Raw genomic sequence first — 21340 nt, forward strand, 5'->3', positions numbered from 1 at the left:
AAAATATATTTTTTATATAAAAAAAGAATTGCTAACTTTTTAAGTTAAGCAATTCCTCTTTATTAATTCTAGTACTTGATTGTATAGTTACTCTCATTTATTATATCAACTTTAGCATGAGCTTGGAAATAGTTCATTAATAATTCACTGACATCCATGTTTATCTCCTTTACAACTTCTGCATTCTCATAGCAAGGATATATAGAAGTATTAGTAGCACGATAGTTATTCATAACAATAGTACACTCATCATCTAAATTAATTGACTTATTATTTTTCTTTATAGAAACAACACGATCTCCAAAATCTCTTAGTAAATCTATTTCATAAGTTAATCCACCAAAAGTATCATAATTATAGTTTTGTACTTTAGGAACAAGGAACTCTTTGTTTATTTCTACTTTGCCATTCTCTATAACAAAATAAGTAGCGGCCTTCTCAATAGCTTCTTTTAGCTTGTGTCCTGTTACCTTAAGTACTTGTAGTGTATTTGGATAAGGATAATTGATTAATACATCTCTAATAGACACATTTTTCTTAAATCCAATTGCACTATCAAATAATGATAAAGCAGAATAATCAGCACCAGAAACATCAAGTTGAACTTGGTGTAAGAAGTTTATAAATGGATGTCCATTTAATCTAGCTTTAAAAATATCATCCATAATAACATCTTTGTCAAACTTGCCAATTTCTTCATCCAAATAGCTTTGTAGTTTAGATTCTACATCTGTAAATATTTTTTCTAAGTCATCATTTATCTCATCATCTAATTTACTAACATCAACTAATTCATAGCTTATATCTTTAGTGTCAGTATCTAGTACAATCTTAGTAAAGTTTTGACCATTATTAAGAGGTTGAGAACAAATCACGCCGTTTATCTTAGTAGCAAATGATCTATGTTGATGTCCACTTAATATCATATCAATAGAATCAAAGTTCTCTAGTAACTCACTTCCTTGATTTTCTTTATTGAGCTTTTCAGTTGGAACCATGTTACCATCTAAGCTTTTTTCAAAACCTCCATGGTAACATACAATAATAAAATCAGATTTATCTTTTAGTTCTTGCTCGTATTTTTTGTAAGTACTAACAGGATCTAAGAAATTTAAGTTTGTAATATTATTTTCATGTTCCCAGTTAGGTATAAACGATGTCGTAAGACCAATACACCCAATTCTAAATCCTTCAAATTCAAATATATCGTATGGTTTAGTATCAAATGCTAATCCTTCAATATTTGCATTTAATACTTTGTGTGATATTGGCGCATAAGACTTATTTAAGTAGTCGAGTCCATAATTAAATTCGTGATTTCCTAATGTATAAGCATCATAATTTATAGCTTCTAATCCTTGAATAATAGGATTTTCCTTCATATCATGCTTGTATAAATAATGAGTAAGAGCTGATCCTTGGATTAAATCTCCACAGTCAAACTTTAAAGATGCATCATAATTTCTCTCATCTTTTAACATGTAAGTTCCTATTTTTAATATTCCAAGTTGTTGATTTTTAACATAGTTTGTAGGATATACATAACCATGTAAATCACTTGTTTGATATATAACTAATTTCATAGATTTTCTCCTTTTGTTAAGCGTTGTTTTTCTAATATTAACATATAAAAATGTTTAGTTTTAGTAATATTCGGGTAAGTAAAAAGGCTGTCTAAAACATTAGTTTAAGACAGCCCCTTTTTATATCTTAGAATATATTATTCCCAGATTGAATTTAAAGTTGATTTAAATCCTTCTAGTTTTTTAGTTACATCTGATTTAGGATCAGCTAATATTCCTTCTAATACTGTACCTGCTTCACGGTAAGCTGCATCAGCTCCAGCTACATTAGGGTTTGTATATAAGTTTTTAGTTGCATCAGATAATATTGGTGCTATTAAACTTCCTGAATTTTTGTATTCATCTGATTCTATAGCACTTGTTCTTACTGGCATGTATCCAGTTTCAGAAGCCCATTGTATTTGGTTTTCTTTAGTAGTTAAGAACTTTAAGAATTCATATGCAGCAGTCTTTTGCTCAGGTGTAGCACTAGAGAATACATATAAATCAGTTCCTTGTTGTAAAGAAGTACTTGTTGGGTATGGAGCAACACCTATTTCAAACTTACCATCAACACCTTGCTTAACAAAGTTTTCTCCAGCGTTTGAACCAACATACATACCAACAGTTTCATTACCGAATGGTCCTGATAAGAACTTATCTGTTCCAGCTATTCTGAATGATCCATTTTTTATACCTTCTAAGTAGTAGTTAACTGCGTCAACTGACTCTTTACCAGTTACATCTACACTTGAATCAAATACTTTTCCTTCAGTCTTTAAGAAAGTAGTATAGTAAGTATGTAACGCATCAAATCCTACACCTGGTATACCTTTCTTATCTTTGATTTCCTTAGCAACAGCAGCTAATTCTTTGTAGTTTGTTGGAGGTTGTAAGTTTAACTCATCAAGTAATGTTTTGTTATACCATAAAACCTCTGTTGATTTATTGAAAGGCATTCCGTATATCTTACCATCTATCTTAGAAGCTTCTCTAAGACTTGGTAATATATCGTCATAGTTATCAAACTTTAAAGTTTCATTTTCTATGTATGGAGTTAAATCAGTAACTAATCCGTCTTGTATTGGGTTAAACATCCAGTCTGGATATGCTTGCGAAATTGTTGGTAAATCTTTTGGACTTGCAACCGTCGCAGTTATTTTTTGTTGTAACTCAGGGTAACTTGCTTGATTTTGTAAAGTTACCTTAACGTTAGGATTTGCATCCATAAATGAGTTTGTTAACTTTTGTAGAGACTTCTCTAAATCTCCGTTCATTGCATGCCAGAATGTTATTTCTACCGGCTCTTTGATTTCTGTTACTATTTCTTCGTTAGTTGGTTGACCACCTTTAGAAGAACATCCAGTCATAAGACCTAATGATAACGCTAGTGCTAATAATTTTTTACACTTCATTGGTTTTGCCTCCATTTAGATTGTTTGTTTTTTCTCTGGTAATAATACGTCTCCCGACTTATTATAAAGTTTTTCAGGACGATAAGAGTGAATTGGAACTAATAACTTAGGTTTAATTAAGTCTATAATTTCAATTAAATCATAAGGATGTGCATGACCACTACATGACATTCTCATAAACTCAATCTTATGCTCTGCAAAGCTGTTTACAAATGGTGTGTAAGCTGGATCAAAATCACCTAATGGTGTTGCATTTGAGTGAATATAGATTCCACCTTCCTTTAATTTGTCCATATATTTAATAGCAAGAGTATCTAATTGCCAGAAAAATCTACCTTCATCGTTTAATAATTCTTCAAAATCAACTTTAAAACTTGCATCTAATCCGTATTCTGTATCATCTAGTTGGTAGTAATGAACATCTAAACCTGTAGCTTCTTTTACTACATATGCATAGTATGCATCTAATACAACAGTCCTTGGATTAGTCTTTATTATATTTAATATTCTTTCTACATTAGATATATAGTAATTGAATGTTATTTGTTTGTTAGGGTTATTATTAACAATTTCATTTATTCTTTCTATTAATTCAGGCTCATTAGATATTTCTCTTTCACTTACATCTTCATCAAACTCTTGGAAAGAAACGCTGACACCTTCTATTAATAAAACATCACACTCTTCACTTTCTTTGCAGAAGTTTAAAGTATCATTTTTTCTATACCCATGAAGTCTTATATCTCCAGTATAAGATATAACTAGATCAGGAGTTTCTATTAGTAATCCACAAGCTCCATAAGCATCATGGTCAACTGGCATTACTTTTACTTTGATTTTCCCAACTTGTACAACTTCATTGTCCTTAACTCCAACTATATCTCTAGTGTTAGCACCGTTGCTTTCGTGTAGAGGGAACAAGAAGTCATTGTTTATATTTAAAGTGTTTAATAGAGATTTTGTTCCTTCTAATGTATATAAAGGTATCTCTGGATTTAAGTAGTTTACAATCTTAGAGTGATCCAAATGAACATGAGATAAAAATACTGCAGTATTTTTAAACTCATCTGCTGTTGACTCATGTCCTTTTAAAGATATTTTAGGGTCAAACATATTATTTAAATATGGAACTAGATTTTCATCTAATAATTCTTGTAAATTTGTAGGTTGCACAGGCGATGATGGATTGTATTCACTTCCAAAATCGAAGAAGATATGACTATCTTCATAAGCAATCTCTATAATAGTTCCACCGATAGTTAATATACCGTTGTGGAATGTAATTTTCGTCTTTTTATCCTTTAACACCACTCTTAACAACTCCTCTTATAATTTGTTTTCTAAATACTAAGTATAATATTAGTATAGGTACGATAGCTATTGTAGATGCAGCCATCTGTAATTGTACATTTGTACCACTTTCAGTAGCAAATGAACTTAATCCGTTACTTAATAATCTCATTTCTTTACTGTTAGTTACAAGTATAGGCCATAAGAATGAGTTCCATCCATTTATGAAACTTAATATACCCATTGTAAATAATGAAGGCTTAGCTAAAGGTATTAAAATTCTTGTTATGAATTCTAAATCAGTACATCCATCAACTTTTGCAGCCTTGTAGTAAGAAATAGGTATACTTGTAAGGTATTCTTTTAGATAGAATATATAGAATATACTTGCAAGCGATGGAACTATCAACGCTGTATAAGTGTCTAATAATCCAAATTGTGCAATTGTTTGGTAATTCGTAAATACTGTAACTTCATAAGGTACCATTAATAAAGCAGCCATACCCATTACTAGAAGATTTTTATACTTAAACTCTAATTTAACTAAAGCAAATCCTGCAAGTATAGAAGTTACAATTGTTCCTATTGTTGATAATCCAGCAACTATTATTGTATTGAAGAAATATCTAACAAAAGGAGCTTGTTCCATTGCTAAAGCAAAGTTTTCCCATTGGAATTTCTTCGGGAATAGTGTTGGTGGTAAACTAGTTGCCTCTTGGAAAGTCATTAAACTCGATAAAATCATATACACAAAAGGGAACAACGTAATTATCGCCATAATCACAATAAACGTCTTTGATAATAATAAATTAAATTTTTTCATGTTTTCACCTACTTAGATATTCTTTTTAATACGTAATTTTGTATTAATGTAAATATTAAAATCATAATAAATAAGATAACTGCAGCTGCCATACCTTGACCATAACGGTTCTCAACGTAGAACTTATTGAAGATATAGAACACTCCAGTAGTCGCACTATCTGCAATACCAGCTTTTCCGTTGAATATTGAGAATACTTGTGCATATACCTTAAATGCATTAATAAAATTGACCATTAATAAGAATGTAATTATTGGTATCATCTGTGGTAATGTTATTCTAAAGAACTGCTCTATTTTAGTTGCTCCAAACATATCTGCAACCTTATAATAATTATCATCTACAGTTCTTAATCCTGAAAGTAAAATAATTATATTAAATGCAAGTCCTGACCAAATACCAAATATAATAAGAGTATACATACTCATATTAGGATCATCTAAGAAGTTTATTGGTCCAACATTAATAAATCCTAATAAATAATTTACAAAACCATATTCTCCATTTAATAAGAATCTAAATACAATACCAACTGCTATAACACTTGTTAAGTATGGTATGAAAAATATTGTCTCAAATAAACTTTTATTTTTTATTTTTTCAAATATTGTTATTGCAATAAACATAGAAATAATAAGTCCAACTGGTACAACTACAAATGCATAAAGCGCTGTATTACCTAGTGCAGTGTGAAACTTTGGATCTTGCAATACAATCTCATAATTTTTAAAACCATTAAATACTAAATTATTTAAAGTTCCTTTTTGGAAAGACATGATGAAGGTTCTAATTAATGGTAATACATTAAATATACCTATTATTATTAAAGCAGGCAGAAGAAATAGCCATGCTTGGGGCGAATTCTCAGCTCTATATTTTAATTTTCTCATTAGTATACTCTAACTCCATTCTCTTGGAATATATAAATACTGTTATAATCAATACCAAATCCTACTTTATCACCTTCAGCAATTTTATCACTTATATCTGTAATTGATTTTGCATTTACATCATTAACTTTAAAGTTTAATATCGCATCTTTCCCTATTAATTCAACTGATTCAACTTTAACATTGAATAAAGGATTTTTACTTAATTCAAAGTACTCTGGTCTTATACCAACTACATAGTTTTCTTCAGTTAAATCCTGCTTAAATCTATCTTTATTTAATAAACTTAAATCTATTGAGAAATCTTTACCATTTAATACATTTCCATCTTTCTTCATATCGAAGATGTTTATAATTGGGTTACCCATAAATTTAGCTACAAATAAGTTTGCAGGCTCTAAGTATAAGTTTTGAGGTATATCAAATTGTTGAACTATACCTTGATTCATAAGTACTATTCTGTCACTTATAGATAATGCTTCTTCTTGGTCATGAGTAACGAATATAGTAGTTATTCCTATTTCCTTAACAAGTCTTCTTATTTCTTCTCTTATTTGTAATCTTAGTCTTGCATCTAAGTTACTTAAAGGCTCATCTAGTAATAATATTTTTGGACTTTGAACTAGTGCTCTAGTTATAGCAACTCTTTGTTGCTGACCTCCAGACATGTTTCCTGGCTTCTTATCAGCTAGTTCTTCAATACTAGTAACTTTCATGTACTTTTTCGCAATTTCTATAGCTTCATTCTTAGGCTTTTTTTTGTTTCCTACTGTAAGAGGGAACATAACATTTTCAAGAACAGTCATATGTGGGTATAGAGCGTAATTTTGGAATACTAACCCGATATTTCTATCTTTAGGATGCTTTCCTATTATTGATTCATTATCAAATTTAATCTCACCGCTAGTAGGATCTAATAACCCTGCAAGTAAATTAAGTATAGTTGTTTTACCACATCCACTTGGTCCTAATAAACAAACAAGTTCACCCTCGTTAATCTCAAGATTAATGCTTTTTAAAGCTTCATAACCATTGTCATAAACTTTTTTAAGTTTTTCAATATGTATCATATGCCACCTCTAGTATTTATTTTTGTTTCAGTTGGTTAAATTTGTATATATTATTAATATAGAATTAATATTTTTTAAAAGTCTAATTCTTAAATTATAGTAATATTATTATTCTTTATATTAAATCTGTAAGTTATACATCTTAATTTTAGTTGAATTAATTAAATTTTTGCATAAAATTTATACCAAATCTTATTAAGTAATTTAGGTATAGAGTAATTATGATATCCTATATATTTATATACAATAACAAATATACTAAAACCATCACAATTATACAAGTTTTTACACGAAATTTTAACATTTTAAATTTATTTTTATTCGTTTTTAAATCATATGTATATTTTTTTCTAAATTATGTCATATAATATCATTCTTTGTAAATTTTCATCATATAAATTCAACCTATTTTAAAAAGTATTGATAGTGTATATTTTATATTAGATCAGTATAGTTTTTCATTTCTTCATCTGTAGGACTTATTTCTCCGTGAAGATCTAAACCATCTTTTCTTACCCCATATCTTCTATAGCGATTAAGCTTATATTTACAGCTCCCATTTATAATTTTAGATACTTCTTTAATAGTACTTTTATTATTCAAACCAGGAGCCACTACCGTTCTTACTTCATATAACTTATTTTTATTCAATAAATATCTTAAATTCTTTAATACTATATTATTATCCAATCCAGTAATCATTATGTGCTCTTTTTCATCTATACTCTTAACATCCAGCATGAACTTGTCAGTTAAATTTACTAGTTCTTCATGATCACTTAAATCTATTCCTCCATTAGTATCTACAAAACAAGTAAGATTAAGCTCGCCTTTAACTACTTTAAATAGATCTACTAAAAAATCTGCGTTAAGAGTACACTCTCCGCCACTAACAGTTATCCCCTCAATAAAAGGACTTAGTTTTTTTATCTCTTCTACAAGTTGTCCTACTGAATAATCTTTTGTCTTTGGAGTTGATAAGTTACTACAAGTTCTAATGCAATTATCACATTGTACACATTTTTTTTCATCCCATGTAACCTTATTATCTATTTTTTCTAGCGCACTAACTGGGCAAGTAGAAATACACTTGCCGCAGCTTGTACACTTATTAATAGTCTCTGGGTTATGACAATAAGTACACTTGAAATTACAACCTTGAAAAAATATAGCAGTTCTATTACCTGGACCATCTATGCAAGAAAAAGGAATAATTTTATTGACTAAAGCCATAATTAATCTCTTCTCTTTCTGTCAAAAGCTTTACTATCTCTCTTAGCATTCATAGCAAAAACTGTAGCATTATTTTTAACAGCTTCTCCTCTTTCACGTTTTTCTACTTCAGATCTTTTTGCAAGATATCCTGTAACACGTACAACATCACTACTGTCTGAGTAAGCAGATATATATCTGATTCCAGTCTTATAAGCCCCATCTATAACATTAACTATAGCATCTGGATTTTCTTTGTAAGTATCTTCAAACACAAATATATCACCTATCCCATTGAAGAAATACTTATGATATGGTGCTGATTGTATAATATGGTTAAATAAATCTGGCTCTTCACCTACTGGTATTCTACACCCTGGAGATACGCCTAAATCTGCATCAATTCCAACTTGCGCATGAAGTAAATGTTGCCCTTCAAAGCACTCTACATATTTTGACTTATACGATGAAACTACTTCATTAAGCTTCTCTATTGTTCTTAATCCTAAATTATTTGCGTCTTTTGAGTGACCGTATCTATTATTTTTTTCTGTCGCTTGTAATAGATGGTTTACTGCTTCAGCAAGTCCTACTACTCCAAACATTCCTGTGAATAGCTCTTTCTTTATAAAGCCTTCAAGTACAAGGAAGTTTGTATTGAAGAAAGCTGCTTCTTCTACTAAGAATCTTACCCTTTCATCAATATATTCAAGCATCTTGTTAGCTGCAAATGGCAACTTATTTTCAATAAAATCTTCTATAGAATCAGATTGATTAGCTACGTTTTGTAATAGAAGTCTTACTAAAGTATATCCTCCTCCACCGATTAGGAACCCATTGTAACAACTTGCAACAGCATAATCTTCAGTCTTGAAATCTTCAACATACATCTTATGATTAGCAAAGCTTGGCTTTGCTGTAACTAAAGCAGTGCTTGCACATAATTTTATAAATTCATTTGAAGTAATTTCCTTATCGTATTTAACTGTTAAGTTCGGCACATCACATTGTAATTCTTGCATAACCTTAAGTATGATTCTACCAGCCTTCGTGTCTTTTGGTCCTATGTTTGCATGAACAAAAGAATCTGTAAGAGATCTATCTATATGCTTTATAAATAGTTTTATAGCTTTGTATGCTTCTTCTTCACCTTCTACAAAAGGTTCTAATAAGTCATCTATATTACCCAGATATACTGGGTATGATGTTATAGAAGGAACATGCTTGTAGAATATTAATAAGTTATTAGTTGCTTCCCAAATATCACTTGGTACATCAAGCTCTAAGAACTTACACCCTTCTTTCATTAATTTTTCGTAGTTTGGTATAATATATCTTGGTCTGTAAGGTGCATTACCTTCAAACATCGTACATATTTGACCGTCATCTAGTAACCTCTTAGTTTCTTCATCGATGTTTAATACATCAAGAGTACTTTCAGCCATTCCTGCTAGTTGCAGTACTTGTTGGTTATAAGTTAATGATTTATTCTTTATAATATCTAGCACTTGTTGCATGTTCATTCCTCCTAAGTATTATTATGTATGTTTACTTTTTTTAACTTTTTCTAATTTACCTGATAATTTTATAAACTGTTCACTTGTTATTGATACACCTTTTCTACTAACAGAGATTAACTCTTCCTCTTTTAGTTCTTTTAAGTTTCGATTAATAGTCCTTATTGAAAATCCTAATATTGATCCAATTTCTTCCCGAGTTTTTTCTAAAAAAACGGTATCACCATCTTTACTTTCAAACACACTTATTAAATAACTTATTAGTATACATATTGATGGATATGCCAACACCTCTCCAGTTTTTAATGACTGCTCATACATTATATTTGATATAAATTTTAATATATCTAAAGTCAATTGATGATCTGAGTTTAACCATTTTTTAAAATCTTCTTTTGGGATTTCAAGTATAATACACTCTGTACTAGCCTTTAGAGTTGAAGTATATTCTCGTTTATTTGCCATTATTTCCATAAGACCTATATATCCAATAGGCTCTACACTTGAAAAACTATATACAAATCCATTTTCAAATTCATTGCTTACTTGCATTATTCCTTGGCAACTTATAAATACACTTTTAATCTGATTACCTCTTAAAACTATTATTTTTCCTTGTTCTATTCTTTTTATTTTACATTTTGATTTTATTTTATTTGGTATTTTGTCAATAAATTCTTTTGCCTTTTGATTTTCTATGTAATCATAAAATAGGCTATCGTACATATCTTAGTTACTCCTATAAGTTATTTTATTTTCTTTAATTATTTTATCATGATTCATAAATAGTTAAAGGACATATGTCCCTTTTAAATTTATATGTAACTTTCCCAATTTCCCATTTTTGTATGGGTATTTTCATAATATAAAAAGCCGTATCCTTCTACTTGGATACGGCTTATAAACTCCATTTTAATATTAAATTTCTTGTTTTTTTCCAAAATACTTTATTAAAAATAAGGTTACTGGTATTACTATTATCACTAAGGTAGTAAGTACAGTAGAATACAGTACTGGATTACCTAATATGTTGTATGTATTTGTGTATTGAAACGAGCTTTGTATTCTTACAGCTTCAGATATATTTATCTCTCTTAATATTCTTCCTATATTTCCAGTAATAAAATTCCCTATATATTGAGGAACATGGTATATCGCTAATCCAAATAATAAAGATAGCATATTATTTTTTAATATTAGTGATATAAGCATGATTATTGATGCATATAAAAGTAATCCCATAAAACTTGTTGCTAGACCTCTTAAATAAAATTCACTCATAGTTATATTAAACGGAGTTCCCTCGTATCCATTAAAGAGACTTAGAGGCAGATTACCTCCTTCAAATCCAATAGCCGCTGCATTTAGAGAATAAATACCATTCATAAATATAAAGGTAATAAAAGTATAAATAACTCCTGTCAGTATTTTTGAAGTTACTAATTTTGTCTTTCCATTTCTTGAGCTTAATATTATAGATGAGCTATTTCTTTGATAATCTTCACTAAATATTGTTGCTATACCTATAGCTACTAGTGTTGAAGTTAGTGTAGCTATCACATTAAAATCGGCTGATATATTCCATAAAAATTTGTAATAAAACTTCGGAGCCTCTCTTTTACTTATGATACTATGTATGTAATCAAGGTTCTTATACTCAAATGTGTTTGTTTTTCCTTTACTTTCTAGATTTTTAATTTCATCCTTAATATCCTCAAGTCTATACCTTTCACCATTAATCAAATACATTGGATCTGTCTGTATCATATAATCTCTTAGGTGGTAGTAATATAAATTTTCTTCCTTTGTAAGTTCTATATCCTTTTTTTTCTTGTTATGTATTTCCTCTATTTTTGTACTAATTTTCCTAACCTCGTCTTCCTTTATTACCCTGCCTTCGTATGGTTCAAAAATCTTTTTTATTTCTTTGACACTATCAAACCCAGAGTGTTTAGGGTTTATATTTGCATATATATTTATACCTCCAAACAATACAGCAAGAAGTATCATTATAATTATTAATTTCTTTGATAAAATTTTGTATAACTCAAGCTTTATTAAATCTATCATATCTTTCCCCCCCTTATACACATACTTCTTCTTTAAAGTAATATAAAAATACATCTTCTAAATTAGGTTCTTCTTCAATGCAAGCTACTCCCTCTATCTCAGGTCTAACATCATCTACAACTCTAGCTAAGACATATTGATTTTCTCTTACCATATTAGATATTTTGAATTTATTTTGAAGTCTATTAAGCTGTTCTTCTTTTAGCTTTAAAGTAAATACCTTTCCTTTTATTGTATCTATTATTTCACGTGGTGTTGATCTTTCAATCAACTCCCCATCCTTCATAACCAAAATCTCACTTGCGATAAATTCTATATCTGATACTATGTGTGTCGATAGTATTACAATCTTATTTTTAGATATATCAGCTATTAAATTTTTAAATCTTATTCTTTCATTCGGGTCTAAACCAGCTGTAGGTTCATCCAAAATTAATATCTTAGGGTCATTTAGAAGAGCCTGAGCAATTCCTAGTCTTTGTTTCATACCACCGGAGAAGCCATCTATTTTTTTCTTTCTATACTTATCCAAATTAACAAACTTCAATAATTCATCTATTTTGATTTTGGCCTCTTTCTTATCTAGACCTTTTAATGCAGACACATACATAAGAAATTTTTCTGCTGTAAAGTTTTTATAAAATCCTATATCTTGTGGCACATATCCCAGTAAATCTCTATAGTTTGGGCCTAATTCATTTTTATTTTTCCCATTTACCAGTATTTCCCCAGTAGTCGGACTAGATACATCTGCTAGTATCCTCATTACTGTAGTCTTTCCAGCTCCATTTTCTCCTAATAGAGCATATACACCATTATTTAATGTTACATTAAAATTATTAACGGCTACCTTATCTTTAAATTTTTTACTAATATTTTTTATAATTAACTCCATATTTTACCCTCCTACAAATGAAAGTTTGTACAACTTTTATAATCTATACAATTTTTATAAAATACTCTTAATGATAAAATCATACTTGCCATGCATACACCTAATATCATTAACATTGAAACGTTACTAATATTGATAACAACCTCAGGAATACGTGCAGCTACTACCGTAGTTACCCCCAATATCCATACAGCTATACACAAAGCAATACTATTAATACTTTTATACACAGAAACTATCAACAATGATATGCTGGCTATTGTGCACATTGGTATTAACCATACACATATAACTTTTAATAAATTTACCTGTGAATAAACATTTACAGATATCACACTCATTATTAAGCTTATACACATAGATATGGATATTATAATTATTGATTTTGCCAATATCATTTCTCTTAATGAATATTTATAACTTAGCTCCAGCTCCCATACATTTTCATCTCTACCTCTTATAAACTCAACCATTCCTAATAATATTGGTATCGGTGCTATTATAGATGAGCATATTGTTAAGTCTATGTTTATATTTTTAATACTAATCACTCCATAAAGTATCAGCATAAGAGATACTAGCCAGTAAGATTTATTTGTGACTCCCATTTGAAGCTTTACTAACTTTGATATTGACTGCATATTATTTGAAGAACAAATTTTAATTTGTTCATTTACCTTCTCCTCATGCTTCACAGGCATATATGATCTAAGTACATCTATTGTTGAATCTACCTTTTGTTTATCTACACTTTTTACTACGTAATTATCTAGGTAATTTTCTATATCTTCTAAGTCTTCTTCTAGTAAATCTTCAAATTCTAATCTGTCTACATCCTCACATCTTATGCTGTATACACTCTCTCGTACTTTTTTCACATATATCACCTCCAAGCAATTTTTTTAAATTCTTAATTCCATTAAATAACCTAGATTTTATAGTGTTTTCATTCTCACCTGTAATAGTACTTATTTCTTTTATTTTTAAATCATTATAATATTTTAAAATTATTGCTTCTCTTTGAAGATTTGGAAGCGTATTTACAGCTTCTTTTATCTTTATCACTTCTTCTTTTTTGTCTAATAAGTCCACTACATTGTTTTTATCTGGTATATCATATTCTTGTATATCTTGAGATTCATACCTTTGCTTATATGTTTTGCTCTTAAAATAATCCTTAGTTGAGTTTGAAGCTATCTTTAAAAGCCAACTTCTATATTTTTTATCTTCTATATTATACTTACTTAAATTTTTCATCATCTTTATAAATACTTCCTGAGTTAAATCGTATGAGATGTTGTAATCTCCTGTATTTCTATATATAAAACTATGTACTAAGTCGTAATGTCTTTTCACCAAAATTTCCATCGCACTTTCATTTCCTTTAAGTATCTCACATAACAATAATTCATCACTCTGTGCCACTCGTCTTCCCCCCTTTCACTTATATAACGAGTTCTATCTATAAAAAGTTTTATTCTTTTTAATAATTTTCTATAATTTATTTTATCTCAGTAAATTCTAATTTTACTATCATATATATAATCATATTAATTCATTGAATTAACATAAAATCACTAGATCTATAATATTTCATTTTATAAATAAAAAAAGATGTTAGTGAAAATCACTAACATCTTTTTTTATTTATATTAACAATCAGTTCTACAATGACATCCTATAGACTTATCTTGATTGAGCATTGCATCTAAAAATATAAGTGAAAAGTTTAGATAACTATCAAGTATAGATTTATTACTATATAAAATATTAATATTAGAAGTATCTTCCTTTAGCTTATACATTTTATCCTTAGCTCTATTGATACTTTTTTCGCTCCTCAATATAGAGGCTTCTGTATATAGTACTTCTCTAATTTCTAATATAGCTTTTTTAAATTTATTAAGGTCATCAGAATTTCCAATTACCCTGTGGTTACTTTCTGAGCTATGGTTGTCCTTTATATTAAAATCTTTGAAGTCATTTAATTTGCAATATTCACTAGCACTTCTTCCTGCAATCGCACCAAAAACTAATGCATTACAAGTAGATAATCCACCTATTCTATCGGCACCATGAACCCCTCCGGTCACCTCTCCACATGCAAATATACCATCTACAGTTGTACAAGCTTTTTTATCTATTTTTAGACCTCCATTGCAAGCATGAGCAAATGGTGCTATATGTATTTTGTTGCTAGTATCTTTTTTAAATTTATTGAGCCACTTAAAGTAATTATATATTAGAGTATCATCAATACTTTCTATGTCCTTTGGATATTCAAAGTAAGCACTATTCTTATCTAACTGATAATACTGGAATAGAACTTTATCAACTAGACTTGATTTAAGTCGAGTTGTAAACGGGCCATAAGTTGATCTTTCATCCATTATATTATCTATATCTTCTATCTTACCTAAAATATTGGATTTATTTTTATCTCTAAGTGTTATGTACTTAAAAACTCTTTCATTAAATATAGTCTTGTACATAGGTTTTATATACGCGGGTATAAATTGAACAAATTCAAGATTAATTAATTCACATCCTACTTTGTAGGCTAAGTATTGAACTATAGGAGAATCAAGTTCTAGAGAAAAATTGTGCTTAAATAAAGAAGTATATCCTCCAGATGCAATTACTATAGATTTTGCTTTTATTAGGTCTATAGATTTATCTTTATTCTCAACCAAAACACCTTTAGAGCCATTACCTTCATTACAAATATCAATAACTTTAGTACTTGACATCAGTGTAATATTTTCGTTATCTAATATCTTGCTGAATACCTCTTTTGCACTTTTAAAATCAAATCCGAACCATCTTCTTTTATTAGAATCAAAACAAGGAACTACTCCATCTTTATCAACAGATTCTTTTAATTTAATGTCTTGTTCAAGCAAAAAATTTATCTCATTATTCACATTATCTACTAAAATAGAACTAAGTTGTGGATTAGATAAATTACACCCGACTCTATTTATATTTTCTAATAAATCATTCTTATCTTCATCATCTTTAGGCCCTATCATACCAAGTCCCCATGTACCTGGATAAAAACTAGCTCCAGAGCAAAATTCTTTTGAAGTTACCATACAAACACTTAGATTATCTTTTAAAAGCTCTTGAGTACAACGTATTCCTCCAAGACCCGAACCTATAACTATTACATCAAATACTTTATTATCCATATAAAAAGATCTCCTTGCCGTAAATTTATCATTAAGTATAAGTTAAATTTCGACAAAAAGATCTATAGTCCTTTTATTATATTAAATTTTTATACTAGCCATCTTATTAAAATTATCTTCATGCTTAGTTACATATATTAATTTATCTACTATTAAAGCAAGTATTGCTCCTATTATTACAAACATCAACCTTTGTCCTACTGCAAATATACTTCCATGCGATAGAGCTAACGGTGCTACTGATGATATAGTAACAAGTATGATTATATGCTTGTAGTCTTTAAAGAATGGATTTAAATATCCTGCTAGTAATATAATTAATGTTCTTGATGTATCATCTTTAAGTACTAAGAACGATATTATTACTATCAACCCACCAATCATAGTTCCTTCTACTCTTTTCTTTGATCTTACTTTTGTATCTTCTGAATAGATCTCTGTCAGAGAGAATATTGTGTATGACATCCAAGCCCCTTGAGCTAATCCAAGATATTGAGTCACAAATGCAGTTATAGATGTAAGTGCACCTAATTTAATAGCATATAATGCTCTTTTCTTATGAATATATATATCTTTTTCAAATAGCCTAAATTTCTTGTATTCATCATTATCATATTTTGCTACACATATTTCGGCTTCTAATTTATTACGATCCTCTACTTCTCCAACAGCATTTGCTTCCTTCTTAGAGGAATGAACTATATATTGAGATGCCATTATAAGTACTGCACCAAATATTAAAGCAATCATTCTATTTGTAAAATCTATACCTTGTACTGGTTTGTATAACATAAATAAATACTGAAGTCCATATGGCAGAATTATAGACTTGTTAAGATCTTTTGTAAGTAAATATCCTATTAATCCTAATGTTATAAAATTCAATACTATCCCTATCCACATATTTCCGTATGAAATATGCGAAACAATACCTAGGAATACATTGATAGTTAATAATTTTAAAAAATTCTCTATAGGTTTTTTAGTTAAGTCTTTTTGCATTAATACTAATAAAGCTACTACTATCGTTACCCCTACAGAACTATTAATCTCTCCAAAAACAGATTTAAATATTGATATAAATACTGTAATTACAAGAAACATTATTGTATTTGGGATTAATTTTGGTAAAAATTCTTTCAATATTTTTGCCCCCCTCGTATAGTTAATGATTTATACTATCATAGCAAATTTACATTTTCAATATATCAAAACATTATTCAAATTACTTTTTTTATCTTTTTAAATTTTATTTTCGGTTGTATATGTATATTATTCAGTTCAATGTAATATTAATCCGTTAATCTATGTATTATATTCTATAATTCCTCATTAATATTTTTTATAATTCGTAAATTTATTTTAATTTAAAATGTTTTTTAGTGTTTTTATTGACTTTTATTAAAAATGAGAGTAATGTTTCTCAATACTAACTAAATACTTTTTTATTTTAAGGAGGAACAACTTATTATGACACTTAATTACAAACAATTTATAAAATCTGAGGTGTTTACCAGGCACACTACTTATACTTGCAACAATAATATCTCTTATAGTTGCAAATAGTCCCTTAGGTGACAGCTATCATCATTTACTCAGCGGAATAAATCTATTTGGTAATTTTAACATTCACATGCTCGTAAATGATTTTCTTATGACTATATTTTTCTTGCTAGTTGGTTTAGAAATCAAACATGAAGTATTGCACGGAAATTTATCTAGTTTAAAAAAGGCTTCATTTCCTATCATAGGTGCCATTGGAGGAGTCTTAGTACCTGCAATTATATTTTTAATATTTAACTCAAATACAGAGTTTGCATCTGGTGTTGGTATACCTATATCTACAGATATAGCATTTGCTATAGGTTTATTTATGATGCTAAAAAATAAAATGAATCCTCTGTTAAAGATATTCTTATTATCTTTAGCTGTTGTAGATGATTTAATTTCTATTTTGGTAATTGGTATTTTATATTCGTCAGGAATAAAATACGAGTTTCTGATTATGTCTGCTATCATAACTGGACTACTACTTATTATTAATAAGAAAAAAATAAACAAAATTACTCCATATATGATATTAGGATTCATTTTATGGATATGTATATACTCTAGTGGCATACATGCTACGATAAGTGGTGTTATATTAGCTATGTCTATACCTTCTAAAAAATTTATAAACTCTAAATCGTCTGTATTAGAATCTTTGGAGCATAAGTTAACACCAATATGTAATTACTTTATATTACCATTATTTGCTTTAGTAAATACAGCTATAAGTTTCGGCGTTAGCACAAATTCTAACTCTAGCATGACTTTAATTAATGGTATAATAATCGGTCTATTTATAGGTAAACCGCTTGGTATAATGTTATTTACTTGGATTGCAACTAAGCTAAATATTACAGAAAAGCCTGAAGGTGTAGATTGGTGGTCTATATTTGCAGTATCTTTACTTGCTGGTATTGGATTCACAATGTCTATATTTGTGTCTGAAGTAGCATTTGGATATAGCGCTGAACTCGTTAATATATCTAAAGTTTCTATATTAATAGCTTCAGTCATGTCAATTTGTGCAACTTATATGGTATCTACAGTTATAAACATATATAAGAAAAAGTCTGCTATATATATAAATTCATCTGATACTAAAAGTATGGCTTAGTTTTATATTAACTCCAACATATTCCACGAGATATACTATATAAGAAATACTCATATCCCATTGATATGAGTATTTCTTAATCTTTTTTGATATCATAATAATAACCTTATATATTATGTCGTTCATTTGTATTATTAATACGTTACTCTATTTCTTCCACTATTTTTAGATTTATATAAATTTGAGTCTGCTTGTTTAAACATATCATCAGATTCACCTGTATATGATATCCCTAAGCTAATTGTAACCTTTATATTTTCTCTCCAAACCATACGTTCCACTTCTTCTCGTATTAATTCTGATAAATCTATAACCTCTTGTAAACCTTTATTTTCACTTAATATGCAAAATTCTTCTCCGCCATATCTAAATATTATATCATCTTTAGATAATCTATTCTTTATTACTTTCGCTACATTTTTTAATACAATATCTCCAAAAGCATGTCCATAAGTATCATTTATAGATTTAAAGAAGTCGATATCTATTATTATTAATCCAAAACCAATACCTTTCTTTAAATATTTATTATATGTTAAATCAAAAAACATTCTATTGTATATATTGGTTAGTGCATCTACTCTACTTTTATTTATACTATTTTTTAATCTAGATATTAATATGTAAAAAACTAATATTAATATAAGCGTCATAAATCCAGCTCCAATATACATCATAGCCTTAGTCTCTAGACTCTCTAAATAATGCATCCTATCCCAGATAGAATTAATTATATAAAATACACTCTCTTCATTCTTTTCAGGTGATATTTCATTATATAAATCTATTAACTCCTGTCTATAATGTGTGATTATTTCATCATCATATTTATAGTCAGGGCTTTCTAGATAATTTAATAAATACTTCATATTACTTAATTTGATATCTATTTGCCCTTCTTTATCACATATATCAAAAAGTTTTTCAGATAGTTCAAAAGCCTTACCTTCATTTCCTTTTGCAAATTCAATCTTTGTCCTTACAGCTAAGTATGGTATATATGTGTCTATTAATACATAGTCATCAATATCCTTATCTATATTTATTTCACTAAGAATTTCATCTGCTTTAGTAATTTCTCCTTTGTAAAAATAAGACCTTGCCTCTATTATCTTCCTAGCTATTGTATTTGCCTTATGAGATGTGCCATATTTTATAGATTTCTCGATATATTCTAAAGACTTATCAGTCTCATCAATTCTTGAATAAATATCTGCTAAGTTTATATATCCATATTCATTGATAACTCTCTTTTCTTCTTCATCTTCTATATCTAAATTTAGAGCATATTTTATAGTTCTCTCTGCAGTTTTGTATCCGTCTAAATTAACAAATATATGAGCCATATTCATTAAATCTTTAGCCATACGATAATTATCATCATATTTCATCGATAGATTGATTGATTCTATAAAGTGCTCTATCGCTTCATGATACTCTCCATTCATAGAGTATAATAATCCCAACTTACTTATAAGCTCTACTTTATTTCTTTTACTTAAATATTTCTTATCTTCTAATAGCGTTGTTAATCTATCTATTCCTATCTCTCTTTCTTCTTTTGTATATACCAATGAAGAAATTTCTTTGATTACTTTACTATTTACTTCTATTTTAGAATTATTTTTGCTTAATATATTAAACGTACCAAGCAAAATGATTCCTACTATACTTATAACTATAATCCTATTCTTCATATTTTATCCTCTCATTAACTACGATCTTTATAGTTTATATTTAAAGCTTTCTCTATATTTAAATTTACATTAATACCTTAACATCACAATCTAATATTATAACATTTTTTAAATTATATGCTCATATTTTATTGTCCTCAAACTCAAATTTTCTATATTTTGTAATATTCAGACTATTTGCGTTATCTCAACTGGTAAATTCGATGTGTCTTATAACATCTATAATTCATATAATAAGATCATAGAGACTATAAAAATTAATCGTATATCAAAAAATAAATTCTTTATAATAAAAAAGCTGACAATAATTAAATGTCAGCTTTTTTATTTAACTTTTATATTATATTTTAATTTTGACATGATATATATGTCATATTGGATATATGCTTATTTATATAAAAATTTAAAATATCATGTGCTGCTTCTTGTAGAAATAGTAGCTCTTTTCTTTTGTTTCTACAGTCACAGATTCATCATCTAATATTACTTCCTCTACACATATATCTTCCACTTCAAATATAGTATCTTCTTTAGATTTTCCAACACTTAGGTAACCTTTATTACCCTCATGTTCATATTTAAATTTAATCTTAGTTCCTTCAATATTTCTTTCTTCATTAGTTCTTCTATTCTTTTCTATTATTTCTGTATACTCATTATTAATTAATATATCTACTATCTTATATGTTAATTTATTTATCATAATCAAACCTCTCCTTATATTTAAACATCCTAATTATTTTTATTTATAAGCTTTAAATCCTTTTAGCCTAAGTGCATTTGCAATTACTGATACTGAACTTAAACTCATAGCTGCTGCTGCAAACATTGGATTTAATAATGGTCCACCAAAGATGTATAATACTCCTGCTGCTATTGGTATTCCTATTGTATTGTAAGCAAATGCCCAGAATAAGTTTTGCTTAATATTTTTGATTGTTTCTTTGCTTAATTTTATAGCTGTTGGAACGTCCATTAAATCACTTCTCATTAATACTATATCAGCTGATTCCATAGCTACATCTGTACCACTACCTATTGCT

18 protein-coding genes and 1 pseudogene are annotated in these 21340 nt (G+C 28.4%); 1 reads left to right on the forward strand and 18 read right to left on the reverse strand.

Annotated elements, in window-relative coordinates:
- Nucleotides 1–68: 68 nt before the first annotated feature.
- The 15 genes from CHL78_RS14075 to CHL78_RS14145 all read right to left on the reverse strand — a co-directional run bounded on the left by CHL78_RS14075 (nt 69) and on the right by CHL78_RS14145 (nt 17078).
- Nucleotides 69–1583, reverse strand: coding sequence for a bifunctional metallophosphatase/5'-nucleotidase (locus tag CHL78_RS14075; protein ID WP_094369819.1), 1515 nt, complete (start codon nt 1581–1583; stop codon nt 69–71).
- 137 nt (nt 1584–1720) lie between these two features.
- Complete coding sequence (locus CHL78_RS14080; RefSeq protein ID WP_094369818.1) at nt 1721–2977, reverse strand: ABC transporter substrate-binding protein; 1257 nt, start codon at nt 2975–2977, stop codon at nt 1721–1723.
- Between the two features lie 15 nt (nt 2978–2992).
- Entirely contained in the window at nt 2993–4285 is a 1293-nt protein-coding gene (locus CHL78_RS14085; protein ID WP_243446448.1) for an MBL fold metallo-hydrolase, read from the reverse strand.
- A complete protein-coding gene (locus CHL78_RS14090; RefSeq protein WP_094369816.1) occupies nt 4272–5090 on the reverse strand; it encodes a carbohydrate ABC transporter permease in 819 nt (272 codons plus the stop codon). The genes CHL78_RS14085 and CHL78_RS14090 overlap by 14 nt, the downstream gene beginning before the upstream one ends.
- 8 nt (nt 5091–5098) lie before the next feature.
- Nucleotides 5099–5980: a carbohydrate ABC transporter permease gene (locus tag CHL78_RS14095; RefSeq protein WP_094369815.1), complete on the reverse strand. Its 882-nt coding sequence runs from the start codon at nt 5978–5980 to the stop codon at nt 5099–5101.
- Nucleotides 5980–7050 (reverse strand): ABC transporter ATP-binding protein, encoded by a 1071-nt coding sequence (locus CHL78_RS14100; RefSeq protein WP_094369814.1) that lies wholly within the window; start codon nt 7048–7050, stop codon nt 5980–5982. The genes CHL78_RS14095 and CHL78_RS14100 overlap by 1 nt, the downstream gene beginning before the upstream one ends.
- A 435-nt stretch (nt 7051–7485) precedes the next feature.
- Complete coding sequence (locus CHL78_RS14105) at nt 7486–8283, reverse strand: YjjW family glycine radical enzyme activase (protein WP_094369813.1); 798 nt, start codon at nt 8281–8283, stop codon at nt 7486–7488.
- 2 nt (nt 8284–8285) lie between these two features.
- Entirely contained in the window at nt 8286–9779 is a 1494-nt protein-coding gene (locus CHL78_RS14110; RefSeq protein WP_094369812.1) for a YjjI family glycine radical enzyme, read from the reverse strand.
- Nucleotides 9780–9800: 21 nt separating this feature from the next.
- Nucleotides 9801–10505, reverse strand: coding sequence for a Crp/Fnr family transcriptional regulator (locus CHL78_RS14115; protein WP_094369811.1), 705 nt, complete (start codon nt 10503–10505; stop codon nt 9801–9803).
- A 192-nt stretch (nt 10506–10697) separates the two neighbouring features.
- A complete protein-coding gene (locus CHL78_RS14120; RefSeq protein ID WP_158540704.1) occupies nt 10698–11849 on the reverse strand; it encodes an ABC transporter permease subunit in 1152 nt (383 codons plus the stop codon).
- A gap of 13 nt (nt 11850–11862) precedes the next feature.
- Nucleotides 11863–12744: an ABC transporter ATP-binding protein gene (locus CHL78_RS14125; RefSeq protein WP_094369809.1), complete on the reverse strand. Its 882-nt coding sequence runs from the start codon at nt 12742–12744 to the stop codon at nt 11863–11865.
- An 11-nt stretch (nt 12745–12755) separates the two neighbouring features.
- Entirely contained in the window at nt 12756–13622 is an 867-nt protein-coding gene (locus CHL78_RS14130) for a hypothetical protein (protein WP_094369808.1), read from the reverse strand.
- Nucleotides 13582–14169, reverse strand: a complete 588-nt coding sequence (locus CHL78_RS14135; protein ID WP_094369807.1) for an RNA polymerase sigma factor — start codon at nt 14167–14169, stop codon at nt 13582–13584. Before CHL78_RS14135 ends, CHL78_RS14130 begins: the two co-directional genes overlap by 41 nt.
- A gap of 227 nt (nt 14170–14396) precedes the next feature.
- Complete coding sequence (locus CHL78_RS14140) at nt 14397–15935, reverse strand: FAD-binding protein (protein WP_094369806.1); 1539 nt, start codon at nt 15933–15935, stop codon at nt 14397–14399.
- 81 nt (nt 15936–16016) lie between these two features.
- On the reverse strand, nt 16017–17078 hold the full coding sequence (locus tag CHL78_RS14145; protein ID WP_094369805.1) for an FUSC family protein: 1062 nt from the start codon (nt 17076–17078) through the stop codon (nt 16017–16019).
- 358 nt (nt 17079–17436) lie between these two features.
- Here CHL78_RS14145 and nhaA point away from each other — a divergent pair, with 358 nt between their 5' ends.
- Entirely contained in the window at nt 17437–18600 is a 1164-nt protein-coding gene (gene nhaA / locus CHL78_RS14150) for a Na+/H+ antiporter NhaA (protein ID WP_094369804.1), read from the forward strand.
- A gap of 134 nt (nt 18601–18734) precedes the next feature.
- Here nhaA and CHL78_RS14155 read toward each other — a convergent pair whose 3' ends face one another.
- From CHL78_RS14155 to CHL78_RS14165, 3 genes and pseudogenes are all read right to left on the reverse strand, one after another.
- Nucleotides 18735–20297: a tetratricopeptide repeat-containing diguanylate cyclase gene (locus CHL78_RS14155; RefSeq protein ID WP_094369803.1), complete on the reverse strand. Its 1563-nt coding sequence runs from the start codon at nt 20295–20297 to the stop codon at nt 18735–18737.
- 403 nt (nt 20298–20700) lie between these two features.
- Nucleotides 20701–21000, reverse strand: coding sequence for a hypothetical protein (locus CHL78_RS14160; RefSeq protein ID WP_094369802.1), 300 nt, complete (start codon nt 20998–21000; stop codon nt 20701–20703).
- A gap of 39 nt (nt 21001–21039) precedes the next feature.
- Nucleotides 21040–21340, reverse strand: a pseudogene (locus tag CHL78_RS14165) (heavy metal translocating P-type ATPase); the annotation flags it as partial.

This window comes from Romboutsia weinsteinii, assembly GCF_002250835.2.
GTDB lineage: Bacteria > Bacillota > Clostridia > Peptostreptococcales > Peptostreptococcaceae > Romboutsia_A > Romboutsia_A weinsteinii.

Excerpts from the sequence above, each read along its gene's own strand:
- CHL78_RS14115 (WP_094369811.1), bottom strand. The coding sequence starts at position 10,505 with ATGTACGATAGCCTATTTTATGATTACATAGAAAATCAAAAGGCAAAA.
- CHL78_RS14120 (WP_158540704.1), bottom strand. The coding sequence starts at position 11,849 with ATGATAGATTTAATAAAGCTTGAGTTATACAAAATTTTATCAAAGAAA.
- CHL78_RS14140 (WP_094369806.1), bottom strand. The coding sequence starts at position 15,935 with ATGGATAATAAAGTATTTGATGTAATAGTTATAGGTTCGGGTCTTGGA.
- CHL78_RS14100 (WP_094369814.1), bottom strand. The coding sequence starts at position 7,050 with ATGATACATATTGAAAAACTTAAAAAAGTTTATGACAATGGTTATGAA.
- CHL78_RS14125 (WP_094369809.1), bottom strand. The coding sequence starts at position 12,744 with ATGGAGTTAATTATAAAAAATATTAGTAAAAAATTTAAAGATAAGGTA.
- CHL78_RS14160 (WP_094369802.1), bottom strand. The coding sequence starts at position 21,000 with ATGATAAATAAATTAACATATAAGATAGTAGATATATTAATTAATAAT.
- CHL78_RS14075 (WP_094369819.1), bottom strand. The coding sequence starts at position 1,583 with ATGAAATTAGTTATATATCAAACAAGTGATTTACATGGTTATGTATAT.
- CHL78_RS14110 (WP_094369812.1), bottom strand. The coding sequence starts at position 9,779 with ATGCAACAAGTGCTAGATATTATAAAGAATAAATCATTAACTTATAAC.
- CHL78_RS14095 (WP_094369815.1), bottom strand. The coding sequence starts at position 5,980 with ATGAGAAAATTAAAATATAGAGCTGAGAATTCGCCCCAAGCATGGCTA.
- CHL78_RS14155 (WP_094369803.1), bottom strand. The coding sequence starts at position 20,297 with ATGAAGAATAGGATTATAGTTATAAGTATAGTAGGAATCATTTTGCTT.
- CHL78_RS14090 (WP_094369816.1), bottom strand. The coding sequence starts at position 5,090 with ATGAAAAAATTTAATTTATTATTATCAAAGACGTTTATTGTGATTATG.
- CHL78_RS14080 (WP_094369818.1), bottom strand. The coding sequence starts at position 2,977 with ATGAAGTGTAAAAAATTATTAGCACTAGCGTTATCATTAGGTCTTATG.
- CHL78_RS14105 (WP_094369813.1), bottom strand. The coding sequence starts at position 8,283 with ATGGCTTTAGTCAATAAAATTATTCCTTTTTCTTGCATAGATGGTCCA.